20 protein-coding genes and 1 pseudogene are annotated in these 21,337 nt (G+C 29.0%); 17 read left to right on the top strand and 4 right to left on the bottom strand.

Annotated elements, in window-relative coordinates; all coding sequences use genetic code 11:
• Positions 1-12 precede the first annotated feature (12 nt).
• Positions 13-609 carry an accessory gene regulator B family protein gene (locus CSPA_RS09120; RefSeq protein WP_015391957.1) on the bottom strand — a complete coding sequence of 199 codons (597 nt, stop codon included), beginning with the start codon at positions 607-609 and terminating at the stop codon, positions 13-15.
• Positions 610-979: 370 nt separating this feature from the next.
• On the opposite strand from CSPA_RS09120, the gene CSPA_RS09125 reads away from it, so the two are divergent.
• The 3 genes from CSPA_RS09125 (at position 980) to CSPA_RS09135 (ending at position 4,882) form a co-directional block, all read left to right on the top strand.
• The gene (locus CSPA_RS09125) at positions 980-1,516 is read left to right on the top strand and encodes a CPBP family intramembrane glutamic endopeptidase (protein WP_015391958.1); all 537 of its coding nucleotides are present in this window, start codon (positions 980-982) and stop codon (positions 1,514-1,516) included.
• A 710-nt stretch (positions 1,517-2,226) separates the two neighbouring features.
• Positions 2,227-3,708 carry a cellulase family glycosylhydrolase gene (locus CSPA_RS09130; RefSeq protein WP_015391959.1) on the top strand — a complete coding sequence of 494 codons (1,482 nt, stop codon included), beginning with the start codon at positions 2,227-2,229 and terminating at the stop codon, positions 3,706-3,708.
• A gap of 34 nt (positions 3,709-3,742) precedes the next feature.
• Positions 3,743-4,882, top strand: a complete 1,140-nt coding sequence (locus tag CSPA_RS09135) for a dockerin type I domain-containing protein (RefSeq protein WP_015391960.1) — start codon at positions 3,743-3,745, stop codon at positions 4,880-4,882.
• Positions 4,883-5,273: 391 nt separating this feature from the next.
• Here CSPA_RS09135 and CSPA_RS09140 read toward each other — a convergent pair whose 3' ends face one another.
• Both CSPA_RS09140 and CSPA_RS09145 read right to left on the bottom strand, forming a co-directional pair.
• Positions 5,274-6,494, bottom strand: a complete 1,221-nt coding sequence (locus tag CSPA_RS09140; protein WP_015391961.1) for a multidrug effflux MFS transporter — start codon at positions 6,492-6,494, stop codon at positions 5,274-5,276.
• A 289-nt stretch (positions 6,495-6,783) separates the two neighbouring features.
• The gene (locus tag CSPA_RS09145) at positions 6,784-7,668 is read right to left on the bottom strand and encodes an MBL fold metallo-hydrolase (RefSeq protein ID WP_015391962.1); all 885 of its coding nucleotides are present in this window, start codon (positions 7,666-7,668) and stop codon (positions 6,784-6,786) included.
• 304 nt (positions 7,669-7,972) lie between these two features.
• On the opposite strand from CSPA_RS09145, the gene CSPA_RS09150 reads away from it, so the two are divergent.
• From CSPA_RS09150 to CSPA_RS09195, 13 genes and pseudogenes are all read left to right on the top strand, one after another.
• A complete protein-coding gene (locus tag CSPA_RS09150; RefSeq protein WP_015391963.1) occupies positions 7,973-8,308 on the top strand; it encodes a winged helix-turn-helix transcriptional regulator in 336 nt (111 codons plus the stop codon).
• 910 nt (positions 8,309-9,218) lie between these two features.
• Positions 9,219-10,478 carry a tetracycline efflux MFS transporter TetA(P) gene (gene tetA(P), locus CSPA_RS09155; protein ID WP_015391964.1) on the top strand — a complete coding sequence of 420 codons (1,260 nt, stop codon included), beginning with the start codon at positions 9,219-9,221 and terminating at the stop codon, positions 10,476-10,478.
• Entirely contained in the window at positions 10,462-12,420 is a 1,959-nt protein-coding gene (gene tet, locus CSPA_RS09160; protein ID WP_015391965.1) for a tetracycline resistance ribosomal protection protein, read from the top strand. Before tetA(P) ends, tet begins: the two co-directional genes overlap by 17 nt.
• A gap of 333 nt (positions 12,421-12,753) precedes the next feature.
• Entirely contained in the window at positions 12,754-13,053 is a 300-nt protein-coding gene (locus CSPA_RS09165; RefSeq protein WP_015391967.1) for a hypothetical protein, read from the top strand.
• Between the two features lie 152 nt (positions 13,054-13,205).
• Positions 13,206-13,316, top strand: a complete 111-nt coding sequence (locus tag CSPA_RS30510) for a hemolysin XhlA family protein (RefSeq protein WP_241393459.1) — start codon at positions 13,206-13,208, stop codon at positions 13,314-13,316.
• A 443-nt stretch (positions 13,317-13,759) separates the two neighbouring features.
• Positions 13,760-14,512 carry an SGNH/GDSL hydrolase family protein gene (locus CSPA_RS09170; RefSeq protein ID WP_015391968.1) on the top strand — a complete coding sequence of 251 codons (753 nt, stop codon included), beginning with the start codon at positions 13,760-13,762 and terminating at the stop codon, positions 14,510-14,512.
• A complete protein-coding gene (locus CSPA_RS29715; protein ID WP_017810737.1) occupies positions 14,496-14,648 on the top strand; it encodes a hypothetical protein in 153 nt (50 codons plus the stop codon). Before CSPA_RS09170 ends, CSPA_RS29715 begins: the two co-directional genes overlap by 17 nt.
• 168 nt (positions 14,649-14,816) lie before the next feature.
• Positions 14,817-15,032: a hypothetical protein gene (locus CSPA_RS09175; RefSeq protein ID WP_015391969.1), complete on the top strand. Its 216-nt coding sequence runs from the start codon at positions 14,817-14,819 to the stop codon at positions 15,030-15,032.
• A gap of 552 nt (positions 15,033-15,584) precedes the next feature.
• Positions 15,585-15,851, top strand: a complete 267-nt coding sequence (locus tag CSPA_RS09180; protein ID WP_015391970.1) for a hypothetical protein — start codon at positions 15,585-15,587, stop codon at positions 15,849-15,851.
• Positions 15,841-15,966 carry a hypothetical protein gene (locus CSPA_RS30735; RefSeq protein WP_015391971.1) on the top strand — a complete coding sequence of 42 codons (126 nt, stop codon included), beginning with the start codon at positions 15,841-15,843 and terminating at the stop codon, positions 15,964-15,966. Before CSPA_RS09180 ends, CSPA_RS30735 begins: the two co-directional genes overlap by 11 nt.
• Positions 15,967-16,455: 489 nt before the next feature.
• Complete coding sequence (locus CSPA_RS09185) at positions 16,456-16,884, top strand: TRM11 family methyltransferase (protein WP_015391972.1); 429 nt, start codon at positions 16,456-16,458, stop codon at positions 16,882-16,884.
• Positions 16,885-17,229: 345 nt separating this feature from the next.
• Positions 17,230-17,925 carry a DUF421 domain-containing protein gene (locus CSPA_RS09190; RefSeq protein ID WP_015391973.1) on the top strand — a complete coding sequence of 232 codons (696 nt, stop codon included), beginning with the start codon at positions 17,230-17,232 and terminating at the stop codon, positions 17,923-17,925.
• 136 nt (positions 17,926-18,061) lie between these two features.
• A pseudogene (locus CSPA_RS09195) lies at positions 18,062-18,280 on the top strand (glycoside hydrolase family 25); the annotation flags it as partial.
• A 252-nt stretch (positions 18,281-18,532) separates the two neighbouring features.
• Here CSPA_RS09195 and CSPA_RS09200 read toward each other — a convergent pair.
• Positions 18,533-20,248: a methyl-accepting chemotaxis protein gene (locus CSPA_RS09200; RefSeq protein WP_015391975.1), complete on the bottom strand. Its 1,716-nt coding sequence runs from the start codon at positions 20,246-20,248 to the stop codon at positions 18,533-18,535.
• 537 nt (positions 20,249-20,785) lie between these two features.
• On the opposite strand from CSPA_RS09200, the gene CSPA_RS09205 reads away from it, so the two are divergent.
• Positions 20,786-21,280 (top strand): DUF5673 domain-containing protein, encoded by a 495-nt coding sequence (locus CSPA_RS09205; RefSeq protein WP_015391976.1) that lies wholly within the window; start codon positions 20,786-20,788, stop codon positions 21,278-21,280.
• The last annotated feature ends 57 nt before the right edge of the window (positions 21,281-21,337 follow it).

Raw genomic sequence — 21,337 nt, forward strand, 5'->3', positions numbered from 1 at the left:
TTATTACTAGATTTATAAATTTTTGTAGTTAGCATATTTTTTACCAAATAATCTGTAAGCTATTGGCGTAACTACTAAGGCTCCTTCTAAAATAGAAAAGGTTATTAAGTTGGTATATATGTTATTATGAAGCAATAAAGCTAAAATATAGAAAGCTATAATAACTATAATAGATTTTATCTTTAAAGATTTTCTCAATTTTAGGCTTATAAGAGGACGTTCTTCAGTATCAGCAGGAGCATATAATAATATAAGGGCAAAACTTATTAAAAATAAAATAGATACTAATAATAGATTTCTTTGTATATTTCGACTTAAGTAAACATTTCCGAAAAAGAGTATGTAATTTATAATAATACATTGGAAGGTCGAATTTGCATGAACTCCAGAAGCAAAAATTCTAAGAGCTGCAAAAACTAGAAAAGCAGTAAGGGCATATCCTAATATTCCTAGAAAATATGCAGTAGCAAATAAAATAATAGATTTAAATATAGTCAAAAAAATGACTAATATTCCATAATGAATTTTTTCCAAATCTTCAGTAGAAGCTGAGGTATTGTTTTTTATAAATTTTGTACATTTCTCACTTAATGGTTTTGAAAGTATCATAAAATCAGTCCTTTTTTGGTTAACGTTAACAACATATTCAATTTATTTTGTAGATAGCTATTTAAATTATCTACAAATATATTTTCTCATAATATTTATTTTCTCATAATATTTAGATTAAATAAACATATTTTTCTCTAAACGTACAAAATTAAGCATTAAAAGTAAAAATTAACATTTGATGTTCTGAAATATTCTTTTTATGCCTAAAAATGGACGTTTTATTACAATGGTATTGACTTTTTGATAAAATGAGTTCTAAATTTATTATAACTAATTGTTATAAAATGGAGATAATATGTTTATTTACATAATTATGAAAATATTTAAGACTATTGTATAAATTTTATTCAATGGAGGTGATTATATAATGCTTGACGTAAAATATTATATATACAGTTTGTTAATGTATCTATTAATATGTATTAGTCCAGTAATTCTTTATATAAAATTTAAGGAAAAAGCAAATGTATTGGCATATCTGAAGTTAACAGGAAATTCCCGAAAAGGTGTAATTGTTGGAAGTGTAATAAGTATAATCTTTGTAGTGTTAATAATTATAAAAAATACAATTATTGGTTTTGATAAGTTTAACACAAATTTGGGATTGCTTTGGATAAGTGGTTTATTAGTAGGTTTTTTTGAAGAGATTCCGTTTAGGGGATTTTTATTGCAAAAGTTATGGAATCATATGAATTTTTGGAAAGCAAATTTGTTAACAACAATAATATTTGTATTATTTCATATACCAGTATGGATGAGCAGTAATACGCCTCTTTTAAAAGCAGCAGTCAGCATTGGAGCGGTGAGTCTCGCATTAGGATATTTATTTAAGGAATATAAGTCTTTGTGGATACCAATAATATGCCATTCTATATATAATTTATGTATATGGATGGGATTGTAAATTAAAAGTGGATGACTGATAGTATATGATTTATATATATGTCAGTCATTTGTTTTTTTATTCTATAGGAAATTATATTGTTGGACAATCTGTGGATAACTTTTGAAACAGACTAATTAATTAGGTTTAATATCTTAAAAGAATAAAAAATAAATCATATTCGCCTGCCAGATTTTTCTCACATGCGTTTGAAAAGGCAGATGCGTAAAAAAATCTACGGCTCCACAGTCGCCTGCGATTTTTTTATTCTTTACGAGGAATTTATAATACAGTAAAATCTGTGGATAATATATGAAAAAGACTATTTAACTGAGTGTGTATAAGAAAAAGAATAAAAAACAAATCATATTCGCCTGCATAAAATGTTCTTATATGCAGATAGTTCCGTATTGCAGTAAAGTTCCTTATTGTGGCATAGCCACTCTTTTTATGAGTGCATAGCTGCTCTTTTTATAAGGGCATAGCTGCTCTTTCTAAGGGAATGTTCTTATATGCAGATAGTTTCCGTATTGCAGCATAGCTGCTCTTTTTATAGGGGCACATTTCTTGAAAGCGCAATTTTAAGGCCGAAAGCAACAAATGTGAGATAGATATTATTTTAGGAATGAAAATAAGATATTAGTGATTATAAGCTTGTATAAAGGCGATAAGTATATAATAATTTATTTGTTATAAAGAGTCATTTTGTCATATTTTTAGGAGGTGGGTGAATGAAAATTAAAGTGAATTACATAGCTATAATCATGACTATGTTATTTTCGCTAATGGCACCAATTAATGTGTTAGCAGCAGAAAATGATAATAGTGATGATTATCTTCACACTGATGGAAGTAAAATTTTTGATGCAGAGGGAAATGAAGTAAGGCTTACTGGTATTGCTTGGTTTGGGAATGAAACACCAAATTACTCATATCATGGATTATGGGCAAATACATTAGATGATATTTTAGACAAGGTTGCAGATAATGGTTTTAATTTATTAAGAGTACCCTTGTCAGTTCAATTAGTTAATGAATGGAGACAAGGAAATTATCCAATGCCTGATTCAATTAACGATTATGTTAATCCAGATTTGAAAAATAAGAACAGTTTAGAGATACTTGATAAATCTGTAAGTGTTTGCAAGAAAAAGGGTATAAAAGTAATGCTTGATATGCATAGAGTGATAGATGGAAGTCAATCTAATGCATGGTATACGGATAAATATAGTGTTGAAGATTATGAAGAATGTTGGAAATGGCTTACTAATCATTACAAGAATGATGATACTGTAATTGCTATGGATATATTTAATGAACCACATGGTAAAGCTTATAGGCAGGAACAATGTGCAAAATGGGATGAGTCAACTGATGCAGACAATTGGAAGCATGAGGCAGAAAAGGTTGGCAAAGAAATTTTGGATATTAATCCCAACCTTTTAATTATGGTAGAGGGTGTGGAGACATATCCTAAAGAAGGTAAGGATTATAGTTCAAAAGATGTAAATAATTATTATGGAACTTGGTGGGGCGGTAATCTTAGGGGAGTTCAAGATCATCCTATAAAAATAGAAAATCATCCTAATCAAGTAGTATATTCCCCACATGATTATGGTCCAGGGGTATCAAATCAACCTTGGTTTGAAAATGGGTTTACTAAAGAAAGTCTAGTGAAAGAAGTATGGGAACCAAATTGGTTTTATATCCAACAAAAAAATATTGCTCCATTGCTTATAGGTGAATGGGGTGGAAACATGGATGGTTCAGATAATCAAAAATGGATGCAGGGATTAGCAGATTTTATTAAAGAAAATAATATAAATCATACATTTTGGTGTTTAAATCCTAATTCTGGTGATACAGGTGGAATTCTTGGATATGATTTCAAAACTGTAGATACTGCTAAAATGGCGCTTGTTAAGCCTACTTTATGGCAGGAAAAAGAAAGTGGAAAATTTATTGGTTTAGATCATAAAATTAATTTGGGTAAGAATGGTACCCATGTAGCAGCAAATACAAATGTTAATCCGGCAGTTAAATTAGGCGACGTAAATGGCGATGGAAGTGTAGATACAATGGATTATATAGCATTACAAAAATATGTAATGGATTCGTCAAATACAATAAATACAAAAAATGCAGATATAAATGGAGATAATAGAATTAATACTGCAGATTTATTAAGTTTAAAAAAATTAATTTTACAATAAACATAAAATAATAAATAAAACGGGGTGATGTGTTTTGAGGATAAGGCTTAAAGGATTTTTACAATTAGCATCAATGGTAATAGTTACTTTGATCATGTTTGGAAATGTACAAGTTGCTTCGGCTAGTACTGAGATTCAAAACAATAGGGAACTTCAATATGGAGCATGGATTGGAAGCTGGCCGACTGCACAAGGATTGACAGATTTTCAAAACCTACAACAAAGGCATCTTGATGTAGTTAATATGTTTATTGATTGGAACACCGATTTTGATCATATTAAGCCAAACTTCGATGCCATATATGCAAATAATTCGATAGCTTCACTTACTTGGGAAGCTCATGGTCTTTCAAATGCAGATATAAGAGATGGAAAAAAAGATAATTATATAAGACAAATGGCTAAGGATATAAAAGCTTACAATAAAAGAATGATTATAAGATTATTTCATGAGGCAAATGGTAATTGGTATGCATGGGCTGTGGGGGATAGTAAGATAAATACAAATGAAACATATGTAGCTGCATTTAGGCATGTTGTAGATATATTTAGACAAGAAGGAGCTGCTAATGTTAAATGGGATTTTAATGTTAATGCTTCAAGTGTTGGACAAGGTGCAAGTTATTTGGGACATTACCCAGGAGATGACTACGTAGATATTATATCTATAGATGGATATAATTGGGGAACTACTCAAAGCTGGAGTAGTTGGCAATCTTTTGATCAAATATTTTCACAAGCCTATAATGCATTAAAAATAAAAAATAAACCAATGGCAATATCTGAATTTTCATCAGCAGAAAAAGGTGGAGATAAAGCAAAATGGTATGAAGACGCTTTTAATAATATAAGGTCAGAGAAATATAACTTGATTAATACAGTTGTTTGTTTTAATGAAAACAAAGAAACTGATTGGAGAATAAACTCTAGTGAAAGCGCATTAGAAGCTTTTAAAAAAGCTATTAATTTAGGGAAAAGTTCAAATGTTGAGCCAGAAGTTAGGCTAGGAGATGTGAATGATGATGGAAGCAAAGATGCAATGGATTATATAGCATTGCAAAAATATATAATGGATTCGTCAAATACAATAAATACAAAAAATGCAGATATAAATGGAGATAATAGAATAAATACTGGAGATCTTTTTGTTTTGAAAAAATTAATTTTAGAATAAATACTTAATATAGATATCCAACGCAAGAATTAAACATATGTGGTAACTTACCGAAATCAAATACATTTATCTTCCACAGGACTAGTGAAATTTTCGCTGGAAGGTTCTAAATGGTGGCTTGTCGTCATTTCAGCGTGTTCCAGATGTAAAATTTGGACAAGCTGTAAATGAAACAAGCCACCATTAACAACCATCATCAGCTCAATTTCACATGCCTGCTTCCAGAAAAATGTATCTGATTTCTAGTGTAGTGTTACGATTATAATTTCTCAATGATGTATGTATATTCCATTTATAAGTTTGATTATTAATTTGGATATCTATATAACTGAATTCCTTATGGAGATAGGTCACATTTTAATATGTGGCCTATTTCATTTTAAGTTTTTATTTAAACAATATTATATTCATGTTTTTTTGAAAGAATGAGCCAAAGGATTAAGCTTATAACTGAGGTTATTAAGTACATAAGTCCCATAATGATTATTCTATTAAAAAAATTAGAAGAAATCACAATCATGCCTATACATCCAAATAATGTTAAAGCACAATTTATAAGAGAAGACGCCGCACCAGTTTCTTCAGGTATCTGGTTCAGCATTATACTTGTTGTTTGTGGACGAATTAAGCTCCCAAAGAATGATGCAGGTATTAAGGAAATCATAAATATAACGGGGCTTAAATTACCAGTTATAAACATTGAAAATCCACTAATAGCCATAACGATGTATGCTATTGTTATATATGGAATCTTATTGTAGTGCTTTGATAATTTTACATATGCTAATGGTCCTAGAAGAAAGAAAACAGCATTTGCTGCAAAATAGTAACTATATACTTTGGGACTTAATCCAAAACCATCAACAAAAATATAAGAAGACGCTGATATAAATGACATAGATGGAATTGACATAATTGAAAAAGTAATAAGTAGAGACATAAAGCTTCTATTTCTTGATACCACTCCTATGTTGCTTATGGAACTTATTATGCTTCCAGTATATCGTTTTTCAATAGTTTCTTCCATAGCTATACTTCCAGCTAATGTTAAAATGCCTAAGGCTCCCAATACTTCAAATACACCTCTCCATGAAAGAACACTTAAAATCATAGCTCCAATAACAGGTGAAATTATTGGTGATAACATTGCCGTTGATTGAACTAAAGCTAAAACAGTTACAAGCTTCCTTCCACTATATGAATCTTTTACTATTGCTGTAGATACTGCAGTTGCTGCTCCACAACCAATAGCTTGTAAAATACGAAATAAAATTAATTGATAAACATTACCAGAAAACACACATGATATACTAGCGATAGTATAGATAGTAAGCCCAATGATTAGTATAGTTCTTCTTCCGTATTTGTCACTAAGAGGGCCCCATAAAATAGTTCCTAGTGCATAAAAAGCAAAGAAAAGTATTAATGTAAGATTTACAATACTAGTATTTGTATTAAGGCTTTCTACCATTTTTGGCAACGCTGGCAAATAGATATCTGTAGATAATGGAATAAATGCACTTAGTAACGTTATAAACGCTAGAAAGCCTTTTTTTCCTAAATATTTTTGTTTTTTCTCTTTTTCTACATAATTGTCTTTTATAATTTCCATATGTTCCTCCAATTTTAATAATGCTTTTTTGATTAGCTTGTTTTTATTTGTCCGAGGCCTCACCAGCATTATGCAGATTTCGTACTATAAGCCTTCCGTCCAATCTTATTTTTTGTGAAGACGTTGGAGAATGAGTTTATTCTTCTAGATATTCCTCAGTAAAATCAGCATCACTATATATACTTAGGATATAGAGTGATGTCTTACATATGAAGAGTGCATGTCTCGTTTCACCTTTAATCAATAGGTTATCACTCTCATTGATACAGTTTAGAGATATAATGTTTGATTATAGATCAATCCGTTCCACTTTGTGTCCTAAAAATTCCTCAAGTCTCTTATCGGAGTATTGGATATTGACTGTTTTATAGATATGCTGGTATCCTCGACCTAAAGGCCCTCGGTCAAACGGTTTATCCTTTAAATAATTCTGCTGAAATTCTCCCGAAAAACATTCAATGTATGCGTCGACGTAATTCATTGTAATTGGGAGCTGTCCATGGGCACTATAAATATCTTTGATATCATTTTCTAATCGTTTTATCTTTTTCCAGCTGTCTAGTGCCATGGAAAATGGTGCGTTTCTATCAGATTCAAAAAAGTAAATGATGACGTAATCACAAATCATATCTCCTGAAAAAAGTCTCTTTTTTTCTCTATCCAGCAGCATGATATGCCCGTAAGAATGCCCTGGTGTAAATATTACCTCCAAAGTTTTTCCGCCTAAGTCAAACAATTCGCCATCCTTTACAAAATGTGGAGTCAAGGTTCGAAGCAGGCTCCTTTCAGCGAATGCCTTGCTATCGAAATGTTCAATGGCTTCAGGCTTATTTTCTTTCAGAAAATTTACCCCCATCTCAGCTATGAACTGCCTTTCGTGCTTTGTGTCAAAACCCATAATCTGACCGTAGTCAGGCTGGTACAGCCATACGTCTCCAAAATATTCGCTTCCGTAGCTGTGGTCAGGATCGCCATGGGTCAATACCAGCATTACTGGCAGACTTGTTATACTTCGAATGATAGGCCTTATGTCCTCGAATCCATAACCGGCATCAATTAAGATCGCTTTTTTTTGCCCTAGGATAAGATAAAAATGCACAAGTGCAGCTTGAGTAATGACATATAAATCATCGTCTAGTTTTTGCACTTTACAGAAATTTGTTGATGTAATCATGATTATCACCTTCCTTTATTGTTATTAAGATTTCATCTATATACACATTTTATGGTTGTACAATAATTATATCAAGTACTATAATATTTAATGTATACTATCAAAAATGATAGTATTGAGTTGAAAAAATGAATGATGTGTACATATTGGAAATAAGATTCCTGCCACGAATCCAGGAACAACAGTGATAAAAGACTTCTTATCCCTTTATCTTTACTTTTGAATAATACTATGTATAATGAATACTAAGAAGTACAATAATATTTGATTGGTACTATTAAATATGATAGTAATGAGGTGGCATATGAAAAGAAAGTCTGAAGATGATTATGTAGAAAATTGTCCGATATCAAGCGTGCAAAAGATAGTACGTGGAAAGTGGACCATGGTTATCGTATTTTTCTTGAGCCAAGGTACTTTAAGATTTGGGGAACTTAGTAGGAAAATGCCACAGGTAACTCAGGCAAATTTAACGAAAGAGCTTAGAATGCTAGAAGAATACAGGATTATACATAGAGAAATATATAAAGAGGTTCCTCCTAAAGTAGAATATTCATTGACAGAGTTGGGGGTGAAGTTTTTACCAGTATTGAAATCCCTAGAAAAATGGGCAATAGAATATGAAAAAATGTCAAACTAATTTATCAGCCATTTTATTTTGTTTTAGATGAAACTCTTTTCGATATGCTTCCAAACTTTCATTAAACATAATGCCTATCCTTTATTTATAAGCTAGAGAATAATAGGCTGAAATATGATTCTATATTAGCCCTAAATTTGATAAATTATAAAAATAAAAGTATTGAAAAAAATTTGAAATTCATATATGATGTAACCATACTAAAATATAAACATGAAAAGAATATGAATGTAAAGGTGATGTAAATATGCTAAAAGAGGTAGTTTTAAATTAAACTAACTAAATAGGGATTATTTTAAGAAGTATATGAAAAAAAGCTTGAATAACTCAAGTTTTATTTATGGTGCAATCAATTAACAATAATGTTAATGTTGCCATGTTTATTTGTGTACTCTAAAAATAATCAGTATATAATGAGCATGTTACATCTTTATCTGCAGAATAGGAGCCGTGTTCTAAACACGGTATTTTTATGCCTATTTTTGCTACATTTATAGATATGTTATGAGATTTTAATTTGTATAATTTTAGGAGTATTAAAAAATAACAAGTCAATCTGCGAAGCCTATTTTCTATAATATTGGGTCAGCAGATTACCATAATAAAAAATAATCATTGTATTTTGAATTGTTATTTTATTTCGTATCCTTTACTAATAAGTTATATAAATTAAAATTGTATATTTCATGTTTGTATTTAGGTTAGGCACGTGAAAATAAATAGCAAGTGGATTTGTTATTTATTTGATAGTGACTCATATGATTATAAGGCTGTAAATGGATTGTTATGTTCATTTATGGTCTTTTTTTATTTATTTTTAAGGAGAATATTATGGTAATTTATATATTTGAAATTGAAGATTCCAAAAGAAAGACAAATTTTTTAAGAAATACTAGGATGGTGATTATTAATGGTTAATAAACTTTCAGCATATAAAATTTATTTATTATTTTCAGCGATTACTGCAATGTGTTTTTCACTGACAGCAACAGTTATGATAGTGTATCACATTGAAAATGTTCATCTAAATCCACTTCAGCTTATACTTGTTGGGACTACGTTAGAGACAGCATGTTTCATATTTGAGATCCCTACTGGTATAGTTGCAGATGTGTATAGTCGTAAATTATCCATTATTATAGGTGCAGTTTTAACAGGGGGAGGACTTATTTTAGAAGGATCTATTTCTAGTTTTATTTTCGTACTTACTGCACAGATTGTATGGGGAGTGGGTTCTACTTTTATCAGCGGGTCTCTTGAGGCATGGATTGCAGAAGAAGAGAGGACTAAGGATTTAGATCGAATTTATATAAAAGGAGCACAAGTAGGACAGATAGGATCAGTTGTTGGAATAGTATTAAGCACTGTAATAGCTAATTTTTCCGTAAGACTGCCTATTATAGTTAGTGGAGTTTTATTTATAATTCTTGCATTATTTTTAGGGTTATATATGCCAGAAAATAATTTTAAACCATCTGCTCCAGAGGATTTAAATACATTCAAAAAGATGGAATATACTTTTAAGTCTGGTCTTAAATTTATAAAAAGTAAATCTATAATCATGATTTTACTTTCTGTAACTTTGTTTTATGGATTGTCAAGCGAAGGGTATGATAGACTTTCTAATGCACATTTTCTGCAAGATACTATGCTTCCTAAGCTTTGGAATCTTCACCCAGTCACTTGGTTTGGGATCTTTGGAATTGCAGGAATGGTATTAAGTGCAATAGTTATGCATTTTATGTCAAATAGGCTTGATGATGATAAGAATAATAGTGGAAAGCTTTTGTTAGGTATAAATATATTTTATATATTATTTATGTTTATATTTGCTATTACAAAAAACTTTAGCTTAATGTTAATGGCTTATTTAGCGACAAATACCTTTAGAACTATAAATGAACCTATATTTAGTGCATGGATTAATGGACATATAGACGATAAGGCTAGAGCTACTGTACTTTCTATAAATGGACAAATAAATGCCTTAGGTCAAATTTTAGGTGGGCCAATTATAGGAATTATAGCTACAAATATTTCAATAAGTATTGGTATAGCATGTACTTCACTATTAGTAACACCAGTACTGATTTTATATGTTGCTTCTATGATAATGGATAAAAAGGTTGCTGATAGAGTTGGAGGTGGCGATTATGAAGAAAATAATTAATATAGGAATCGTTGCACATGTAGATGCTGGAAAAACAACTATAACAGAGAATTTATTATATTATAGCGGGGCTATAAAAGCGGTCGGAAGGGTTGATTTAGGTAATACACAGACAGACTCTATGGAGCTTGAACGTAAGAGAGGAATTACTATTAAATCGTCAACTGTATCTTTCACTTGGAATGATGTTAAAGTAAATATTATTGACACTCCAGGACATGTAGATTTTATTTCAGAAGTTGAACGCTCATTAAGTGTTTTAGATGGAGCAATAATAGTTATATCAGGAGTAGAAGGGATTCAGTCGCAAACAAGAATATTATTTAATACGTTAAAGAAGTTAAATATTCCAACAATAATTTTTATAAACAAGTTGGATAGAATTGGGGCAAATTCTAATAAAGTATTAAAAGAGATAAAAAAGAATATGTCTAGTAAAGTGGTTAGATTACAAAAGGTATACGACGAAGGAAGTAAAGAGGTTTATATAAAAAATCTACACGATATATGTATGATGAATGATGATGTTATTAATGTTTTATCAGATTTAGACGAAGCATTTCTAGAAAAATATATTAGTGGAATGGAGATTGATAAAAGAGAAATACAAGAAAAACTTTCATTATATGCAAGGGAAGGAAAGCTATATCCAGTATTTTGTGGCGCTGCAGCAATTGGACTCGGAATTGAAGATTTATTAGAAGGAATTTGCAGTTATCTCCCATTTGCAGGAGATGATTGTGTAAGGGATTTATCAGGAGTGGTTTTTAAAATTGAAAGAACAAGCACTAATGAAAAGAAGGTTTATGTAAGATTATTTAATGGAAAAATATCAGTAAGAGATAAAATTCAAATGCCTAATAAGGAGACAGTAGAAAAGGTAAAGAAAATTAATAGGTTAGAAAATGGGAAAATTACTGAGGCGCAGAGTATAAAAGCAGGGGATATAGGTATTTTATATGGACTTGCAAGCTTTCAAGTTGGAGATGTAATCGGAATTTCAAATAATAAAGTTAAAAATATATCTATGGCTAAACCAACATTAAAAACAACTATTTCTGCAATTGATAAAGAAAAAAATCCTGAGCTATTTAGGGCACTAACATTTCTTTCAGAGGAAGATCCATTATTAGAATTAGAGATGAACGATTTAGATAAAGAAATTCATGTTAATTTATTTGGTGAAGTTCAAATGGAAATACTGAGTGCTATAATAGATGATTTCTATGGAATAAAAGTAGAGTTTTCAAATATTCAAACCATTTATAAGGAAGCACCTAAAGGTGTTGGAACATCAATAATACATATTAAGGAAGAAGCAAATCCTTTTTATGCAACGGTAGGTTTGAAGATAGAGCCTTTGGGAAGAGGTGAAGGACTTAAGTATATTTCTAATGTTTCAGTAGGTTCACTGCCAAAATCTTTTCAAAATGCAATTGAGGAAGCAGTTATTAAGACTAGCAAACAAGGACTTTTTGGATGGGAGGTTACGGATGCTAAAGTTACACTTACCTGTGGTGAATTTTTTAGCCCAGTCAGCACGCCAGCAGATTTTAGGAATGTGACACCTATGGTATTTATGGAAGCCTTATATAAGGCACAAACTGTTTTGTTAGAACCATTACATGAGTTTGAATTAAGAATTCCTCAAAATGTTTTAAGTAAAGCGATTTGGGATTTGGAAACTATGAGAGCTACTTTTGATAATCCTGTTGTTATAGAGGATGAATTTTCAATAAAAGGATTGATTCCAGTAGAAAACTCAAAAGAATATAAAATGAAAATAGCTTCATATACACAAGGCAAAGGAATGTTTGTGACAAAATTTTATGGGTATAATGAAGTTCCAGCTGAATTTGGAAAGGTAAACCCAAGAACAACGTATGATCCATTGAATAAAAAAGAGTATCTTCTTCATAAATTAAACGCAATTAGGGATTAAGTAATCTATACATGATTATAATATTATGATTATTAGTTTGTAATAATTAATACTGGGACAAAGACAGCTAAGGCAGTAGTGGTTAATGATCCGGCACCAAATCATATTGATTTTAATGTTAGTGGAGTAACAACTACTCAAGGTAATGTTGATTCGCGTTCAATATCAAAAAATATTATAGTTAACGTTGGAGATATATACTACCCCCTAAATATAAATGGAAGTTTGTCCAACAGGTCACTATTGTCGAAATATAAGATTAATAATATTATAATATTGCACTTATTAATATGGATAGTTAATATAGTAAAAATTAATCGGGAGGAATAGAAAATGATAGGAACTGGTTTAGGCAAGATATTATCAGGAATTACAATAGCAGCAATGATTACAGGGGCAGGTATAGGCTTTGATAGAATGATTAATACAAACAAAATTGACAGTACTACTGCAGTAATTCAAAAGGCAGAGCAACAAATTGACGAAATAGGGAAACAAAATGATGCAGATAAAGGAACAGTACAAAAATTAATTGATTATGTTAAAGGACTAGAAAAACAAATAGATGATACCAATAAAAAATTAGATGATTTAGATAGAGAAGCATCTAAGTTAAATAGCATGTTAAAATAATATTTTAAAATCACTTTTTATAAAGGTTGAGGTATTAAAAAAAGAAGAGATTGATGATGACTAACATGGAATATAATAAAATATGCATTTAAGACACTTGCAGCAATGTAGGTGTCTTTTGTTATACAAAATTAAAAAAAGGCAGGTGCAATATGAACGAAGAATTAGTAAAAGATAAACTGGAGACACATGATAAAAGGCCCAACAACCATGGGGAACGATTAGATAAAATAGTAAGAGTGTGTTTGGGATATAGGAGTTAATCTTGTATCCTTTATTTTTTTGCCTAAAATTGTTATTATGTTTAATTTTATTAATGGCATAAAACATATCATAAGTGAAATAAGAGAAAGTAGTATAGTGAATAATTACTTTAATGTATAAATATAAATAATTAAGGCAAAAAGCATTTAATTATCTAAATGTTGATGTAAAATATTAGTAATAAATAGTTGGCTATTAATAATATATTAAATTAACAATGAAGCATTTATTATGTCATAAAAATTTACAATTTACTTAAAAGAAATAATAAGTAATTCAAAATTTAAAGATATATATGTTGCAAAAATAATTATTCAAGATTTAAAGATTTCCTAAGGAAATCAACATTCATTGATAATTGAGTATTGAACATTGATAATTGCAATATATATATATTAAGTTTTTAAATTAAATATTTAATTTAAGGAGGTAAAGAAAAATTATGTTTCAATCAAAGATTTTTAAAATGGTTCCTGTAGTCTTACTAGTTTTTTTATTTACATTAATCATTCCTAAAAATACTAATGCTGAAGTTATTTCTGGTAATTTTTCGGAGAAATCAATCAATAACCTACCAATAAGTAAAGTGACTACAGTCAAGGGCAATGACGTTCTGGTAATTGGTGAATCGTTTATTGCACTATCTCATGATATTACAAAATATCTTGAACAAGATGCTCGTAATGCTGGTGTCCTAGCTAATAATGAAAATTTTCGTGACTATGCAGTGAGTGGAACAAAGTTGTCTGGAGGCATTTATCCATCTATACCTAATCAATATAATAATGCTGCAAAACAAAGTAAAGTCAAGTATGTTATTATGGATGGTGGTGGAAATGACTGTTTACAACCAACAGGCCAATATGCTCAAGATGCGACTAATGCTCTGAAAAATCTTTTAGCTCAAATGAAGAAAGATGAAGTTTTAAAAGTTGTATATTTCTTCTATCCAGAGCCTCAATCAGATTTTGGAGGATTAAAAAATAGACTTGATATTTTAAGACCACAGATTCAAAATATAGTAAATAATAACATTAGCCCAAAATGTTATTGGCTTGATTTGAGACCTGTATTTGCAGGTAAATATAGTCAATATATAAAAGCGGATGGAATTCATCCAACTGCAGATGGATCTAAAGCTGCTGCGGATGCAATCTGGAAGGTAATTCAAAATAATAATGTATTTAATAAATAATAAATATATATTGAAAAAGTTAGAATTTGATAAAACTATAATTAGTGAAGAAGTTCAGAATATCAGTAATAAAGAAGGTAGATTTTTAGTTAATGAAATAGCTAATGAAGTACTTAACCTTAAAGAGCGATTTTAAAAATTGTTTATATGAGTATACATTATATAATAAATTATAAGATAAAAGGCAGTAGTCATGGGCAATCCACTACTGCTTATTTTTGCATAAAATTTTAAATATCATACTTACAGAATATATTATAATCAATGTGTGATGGTAAATTAATAAGCATTAGGGGGGATTTGGTTGGAAAGACGATTTAGCCTTTTGTTTGGAATAATTGGAAGTTTTTTTCTTACACAAATAAATGGATTATTTCAATTAAGAATGGCTTTAGGAAACGTAAATGGATATGTCACAGATGTTATATTTAGAATACTTTCAATTATAGGACTTATATGTATTATTTATTTTAGCATTTTATTGATTATTGGCACGATTAAGACAGCACTCAAAAGGTAGTAATGAATTTATGATTATGACGCAATATTCATAAGATGTTTAGAAATAAAGATTTTGTAATTACTACATTATTGTATTATTGAACTAAATCGCTAAAAGCGATGGCTTGGTTTGGTGATTAAATAAAATTTTAAAAGATATGTAAAATAATGCCTCGGAGTACTTCAACACCATAAATAAAGATAAAAGTGAATAAGTACTCAATTATGGGGATGGGGATTTTATGTTCTAAAATAAATAAAAACATATACTTTCAAGAAATACAGCTTTGAAATGTTAATAAAAATATATATTTTAAGGGAAATCGTAAATTTTGAATATTCATACGAGACGGTCTGCTTTTAGCGACTTCGTTCTAGTAATTGATTGCGATATTGAGATGCATAAATTTAAGATAGTGCTAATACAAAGTTTAGCTGTATCTTAAGTTTATGCTATTATTTTATGCTCAACATCGCAATCAAACCAACTCGAAGTATTAAATATTTGACCAAATTTAATGAAAAATAGAAATAGATTGATGGGTAAATTAAAAAGAAAGGAATGAGTTAATTGGGAAAAAGAAACAGTTTATTTGCAAAACTAAAAGAACTTACAGGGGTTAGTTATGAAAAAATAGCAAAGGAATTTGGAGTATCAAAGCAGCATATTAGCCAATCTTTTTCTAATCATTTAATGACTTATGAAAACTCTAATAAATTTATGGCATTGAATATACTCAATTTAAAGATAAATGAATATCAAGAGGAAATTAAAAAGCTAGAGAACTTCAAGGGAGAAATTTCAAATGTAAAGGGCGGAGCAAATTATGAGTTTTAAATGCGCAAGTTGGGATTTAGATAGAGGTAATGTTTGTAGTGTAACAGGAGATGGATGTATGTTCATGATTCCAAATAGTAAAGCATGTGTTGAAATGTGTATGGAGAAGGTCTAGATGCAGCTAAATAAGAGGAGTATATATTACTTGAAGTTACAATAATAAAAGCCAATAATGAGGAGATTGAGGAAACATATGATTTTCCTAGTAATTATACAGATAAGAACATAAATGAAGTTTTATGGGATAGGTACACAGATAAATATGGTGAGCTTAAAGAAATAAAATGAAAAGAGATTTAGTTTATAAGTTGTAGATTAAAATCAGGAATATAGAGGAAGTAGGAAAGTTTGATAATTTGAACCTACAAATTAATATTATAGGCTCAAAGTCATTAGTTTTAATATTCACATACTGTATATCTTTGGTGGCAAATAGTGCACATGTAGGTATGACAACCATTATGAACGTTCTACCCAATTATGATTATGTGTGGCTTGTATAATTTTATTTGCTTGATTAGTTTCAGTTGCATGAATTAAAGTATTAGACATTATAATTACCAGGTCAAATTAATATGTTTAGTTAGAAAGTGAGTTGGGGAATATGGAGCTATTAGATACTCCAATTTATACAGTTCATAAAGGTAATAATTCAGGGTTAATTAAAAAAGTGGTTGCATTGTATTTTAAACAAAGAGAAAAAATTGTAGATGTTACATGGGGGAAAGGTGCATTTTGGAAGGAAGTTGATCTGACTAAAATAAACGTGGTTGGTACTGATATAAAAACTGGCACAGATTTTAGGGACTTGCCTTATAAAGATAATTTATTTAACCATAGTGTAATAGATCCACCATATGCAAGAATAACAAATCTTAAAAGTATGGTTGATTGCTACAATACAGCGAGATTTACAACACATGAGGAAATAATAAAACTTTATGAAGATGGCTTAAAAGAACTTACAAGAATAACTAAGGAAGATGGATATATTTTAGTAAAGTGCCAGGCTGAAATAGAAGATTGCAAGTAAAAATGGATACATATAGAAATATTTAACATAGCTATGGAGTTTGAATTATATCTTAAAGATTTATTTATACTGGTAAATGAAAAGAATCCAAAGGCAATATATAAGCAGCAACATGCAAGAAAAACACATAGCTATTTATGAATTTTTCAGAAATAGTAAATAAAAAATTGATCTTTGAAAATTGAATAATGCGGTAGTGCGACACGTTGCTAATTGAAAAGATTATCTCTAACTTATTTAACATAATATGATATTGATTTATGTATGAATATAAAATAATTAAATGCGGATAATAACAGTACTTGATTAATTTCTAAATTAGATATAGAAGGAGACGCTAAATTAATGGAAAAGGTTTTGTTAATGACAATAATAAAATGTGTAGGAGTATATATACTTGCAATATTTTTAACGAAAATTATTGGAAGAAAACTTATTTCTCAAATGAATTTCTTTGATTTTGTTATGGGAGTCTCAATGGGATCAATAGTTGCTTATTCAGTTGTTGATAAACAGTTTGTGTCAACATCAGCTATAACAGCATTGATTTTATTTTGTGCTCTTACAATTGTAACTGGATATTTAAGTATGAAAAGTTTAAAAATAAGGAAAATAATAAATTCTGAACCAACAAATTTAGTGGAAAATGGAAATATAATAGAGAAAAATATGAAAAAAAATAAGTTAACAATTAATGAATTAATGATGAAGCTAAGAGAAAAAAGTATCTTTCATTTAGCGGATGTAGAATTTGCAATAATGGAAACAGATGGAGAATTATCTGTACTACCAAAAGCTAATAAAAAGCCACTTACACCTTATAATATGAAAATTAATGTAACTAGTTCAGGAATTGATAAGGATGTAATAATTGACGGAATTGTAGTTGATGAAAATTTAAAAAATATTGGGTTAGATCAACAATGGTTAAAGTCAGAATTGAATAAACAAAATATAAAAGAAATTTCGGAAGTATTTTACGCTGGGATTGATAGCTCGCAAAAATTATATGTATCAAAGAAAAATATGAGAAAAGAATAAGAAATAGATATTAAATACCGCATTATTCAATGAATTTGTGGTGTTTTTTATATTTAAAATACTACGCAATTCTAGCAATGCTATAGATTCTAATATTCCTAAAGATGTTGATTTAAGTGCAACTGGAAGTGGACAAGCAGGATATGTAATTACAACTTATTTGCCTAATGGATATCAAGGAAATAATGAGTTTGATAGAGTGGATTCAGATTATGTACTTCAATATTTTAAAGATATAAGATGCTATTTTAGAGGTAATGAAAAGGGAATCTGGATAGAAACTCAAACATTACCTATGGATAAATGCTTAGAACTTAAATCAACTTTAGGTAGTTGGTTTTATAAAATCGAATAATAAATAGAAAGAGAGTGATGTAATTGAATCAAAATTATTAGCTAAGTTTCCAGAATTATCGAAAGATGATGTTGATTCATTAAGAATGAGTATTGGTGGAGAAATTAATATAATGATAGAGAAAGTATCAATAAAGGATTGATAAAATAACTGATAAATAATGCACTGGTATATAGAATTGAGATTTTTAAACCAGTGCATTTCATTGTTGGCTAAAAATTAATAAAAATTTTTATAGATCCAAAATCTGAATTATATTTTAAATTTTTGTACCATTTCATTGAGTTTCTGTGAAAGCTCAGCTTGACTTTGTGATGATTTTGCAACATCAGTAATAGCACACGTTATTTGATTAACACTACCCAATATTTCTTCACTACCTGCTGCAGATTCTTGAGCTACAGCAGATACATTTTGTATGGCGCTACTTACTTGCATGACAACTTCATCCATTTGTTTTGATGATGATGCGAAGTCTTTTATAAGAACATTAATAAATTCAGCATCTTTTTCATATTGAACACCTGTATTCATAAGAAGTTCATAATTAGGTTTTACATTATTAGACATGAATTCAAGTACATCTTGTCCGCTTTTAGAAAGACTTCCAACTGCATTTTGAACTTGTGATACCATATTTTGAATATTAGTAACTGCTTCAGAAGACTGTTCAGCTAGTTTTCTTACTTCATCAGCAACCACTGCAAATCCCTTGCCTTTTTCACCAGCTCTTGCGGCTTCTATAGCTGCATTAAGTGCAAGAAGGTTTGTTTGCGTTGCCATATTTCCAATGGAATCAGCCATCATTTTAACTTCTTCTACAACTTTAGAATCTTCTATAGCCTTTAAAATATTTGAACGATTTTCATTATAAATTAAATTGCTAGTTTTGATATTTTCAGATGCTTTAGATTTTATATCAATAGCACGATTTTTTATTTCATTTACAGATACTGTTGCATCATTTGCATTTTTTGCAAGTATATTTGTAGTAGCACTTATTTCTTCTGTTGAAGCAGTTACTTCTTCAGTAGTAGCACTTAAATCTTGAACTCCTTTAGCAATCTGTTCTGTGGATTCATTCACTATTTCCATTTGAGATGAAATTTCTTCAGTAGTAGAAGAAAGTTCTTCGCTTGTAGCACTTATATCACTAGCACTATTCATTATTTCAATTATTAAATTTTGTATATTTTTTTTTGCATTATTTAAGGCTGTTGAAAGGTTACCTATTTCATCCTTTGAATCAACGTCTATTGATTTTGTTAAATCGTTATTTCCAAGAGCTTCAGCAAATAATAAAACTTTTTTTACTTGACTTGAAATCATAAATGATATTAATAAACCTAGTGTAATGGCAATAATAAAACCTAATATTACTATAAAAGTAGCAATATATGAAGAATTTTTATAGGTTGAGTTATTTTCTTTATAAGAATCATCAGCTTGATTAATATTATTTTCTATTAACTGGCTAGTGTTTGTAGCTATACTTTTTCTAGTTTCGGTGAGTTTTAGAAGATTAGCCTCAGCCTCATTATAATTATTTTCATTAGCAGATTTTATTATTTCAGTTGATCCAGAACTATATAATTTAATATTCTCTTTAAGATTAGAAAAAGTCGTTTCTTCTGATTTGGAAAGCAATGATTTTTCATATGTATCAATTAATGCATTGGTTTCATTAAGTAAATCATTAATTTCTTTTTCTATACTATTGTTGTCTACATCTTTGTTTTGTTGATAAACAAGTTTTAATAAGTCAGCACGAACGTCAGTAAGATTTTGTTTTATAGAAGTTAAATTATTTATAGAAGCTAAATTATAATCATGCATAGTAATTGCATTGATATTAATTTTATTCATATTATGTATTCCGATGAATCCAACAACTCCTATTAATATTGCAACTGTGATAAAAGCTGATATTAGTTTTTGTGCTATTTTCAAATTTTTAAACCAGTTCATAAATACACTCCTTATTCTCTTTTACTAATAGATTATTTAGTTATACTCCTTTCTTTCTTTAAAGCAAGAACACAATTATTACTTATTGGAACAATATAAGTATTTTGTCTTATTAGAATATTTATCAATGTGTTTTTTACGCTAAAAAAATACATTTTTTATATATTATTGTCATATATAGATGCCTATTTTTTAAATAAATAGAACTATTTTACTATTTTTTATACAATATTTACATATGTTTCAATATGTATTATAATAAAATGAGACAAAATACTTATAATGACCAATTATTGAGAAATTTATTGTTGACTAAGAAATAATTTCTTATATTTTTATAAGCAGTAACTAGGAGTAATACACTACTGCTTATTTTTTTGCATAAAATTTTAAATATCATGCTTACAGAATATGTTATAATCAATGTATGATGGTAAATTATTACGAGTTATGTTGTTACGAATTATGCGATGAGGTTAAAAAGTGAGATTAGGATGGAAAAGAAGATTTATCTAGGATGGGGTGGATTAATTGAATATGATTCATGGATTTTCAATTTTATATATACCATTGATTATTGTTGCATTAGTTTTTTGGATAAGAGATTTATATAGAGTATATCATCATGGAAAGATTATTATAAAACTAAATAAAGATAAAGGTTCGATGATTTTCTGGATCATAGTATTAATAATATGGGTAATAATGTTTTTGTTCTCTATAAGTAGTTATATTAATTATGGTGAAGACAGATTTTATAATAATATTTTTATGAGCATATTTTGGATAGAATTATCAATCATAAATATTATGAAGTCACTTAGAAAATCAGAAATACGAGAAAATGGAATATATAACTATGGGTGTTTTTTTTTATGGTCTAAAATTAAGAGCTATAACTGGGTATTATCAAATTCAATTCAATTTAAAGTAAATACATTTTTAGAAACTAATAGAAGCTTTGAAATTATAATAGAAGAAGAATTTAAAGATAAAGTAGATCAAGTAATAAGAAGTAAACTTGATTTATAGTTCTTATATTTACTTTTTATATTAATTCTGGCATATTTAGTGACAGAAGGTGACTTG

It is taken from the genome of Clostridium saccharoperbutylacetonicum N1-4(HMT) (genome assembly GCF_000340885.1).
In the GTDB taxonomy this organism is placed as follows: domain Bacteria; phylum Bacillota; class Clostridia; order Clostridiales; family Clostridiaceae; genus Clostridium; species Clostridium saccharoperbutylacetonicum.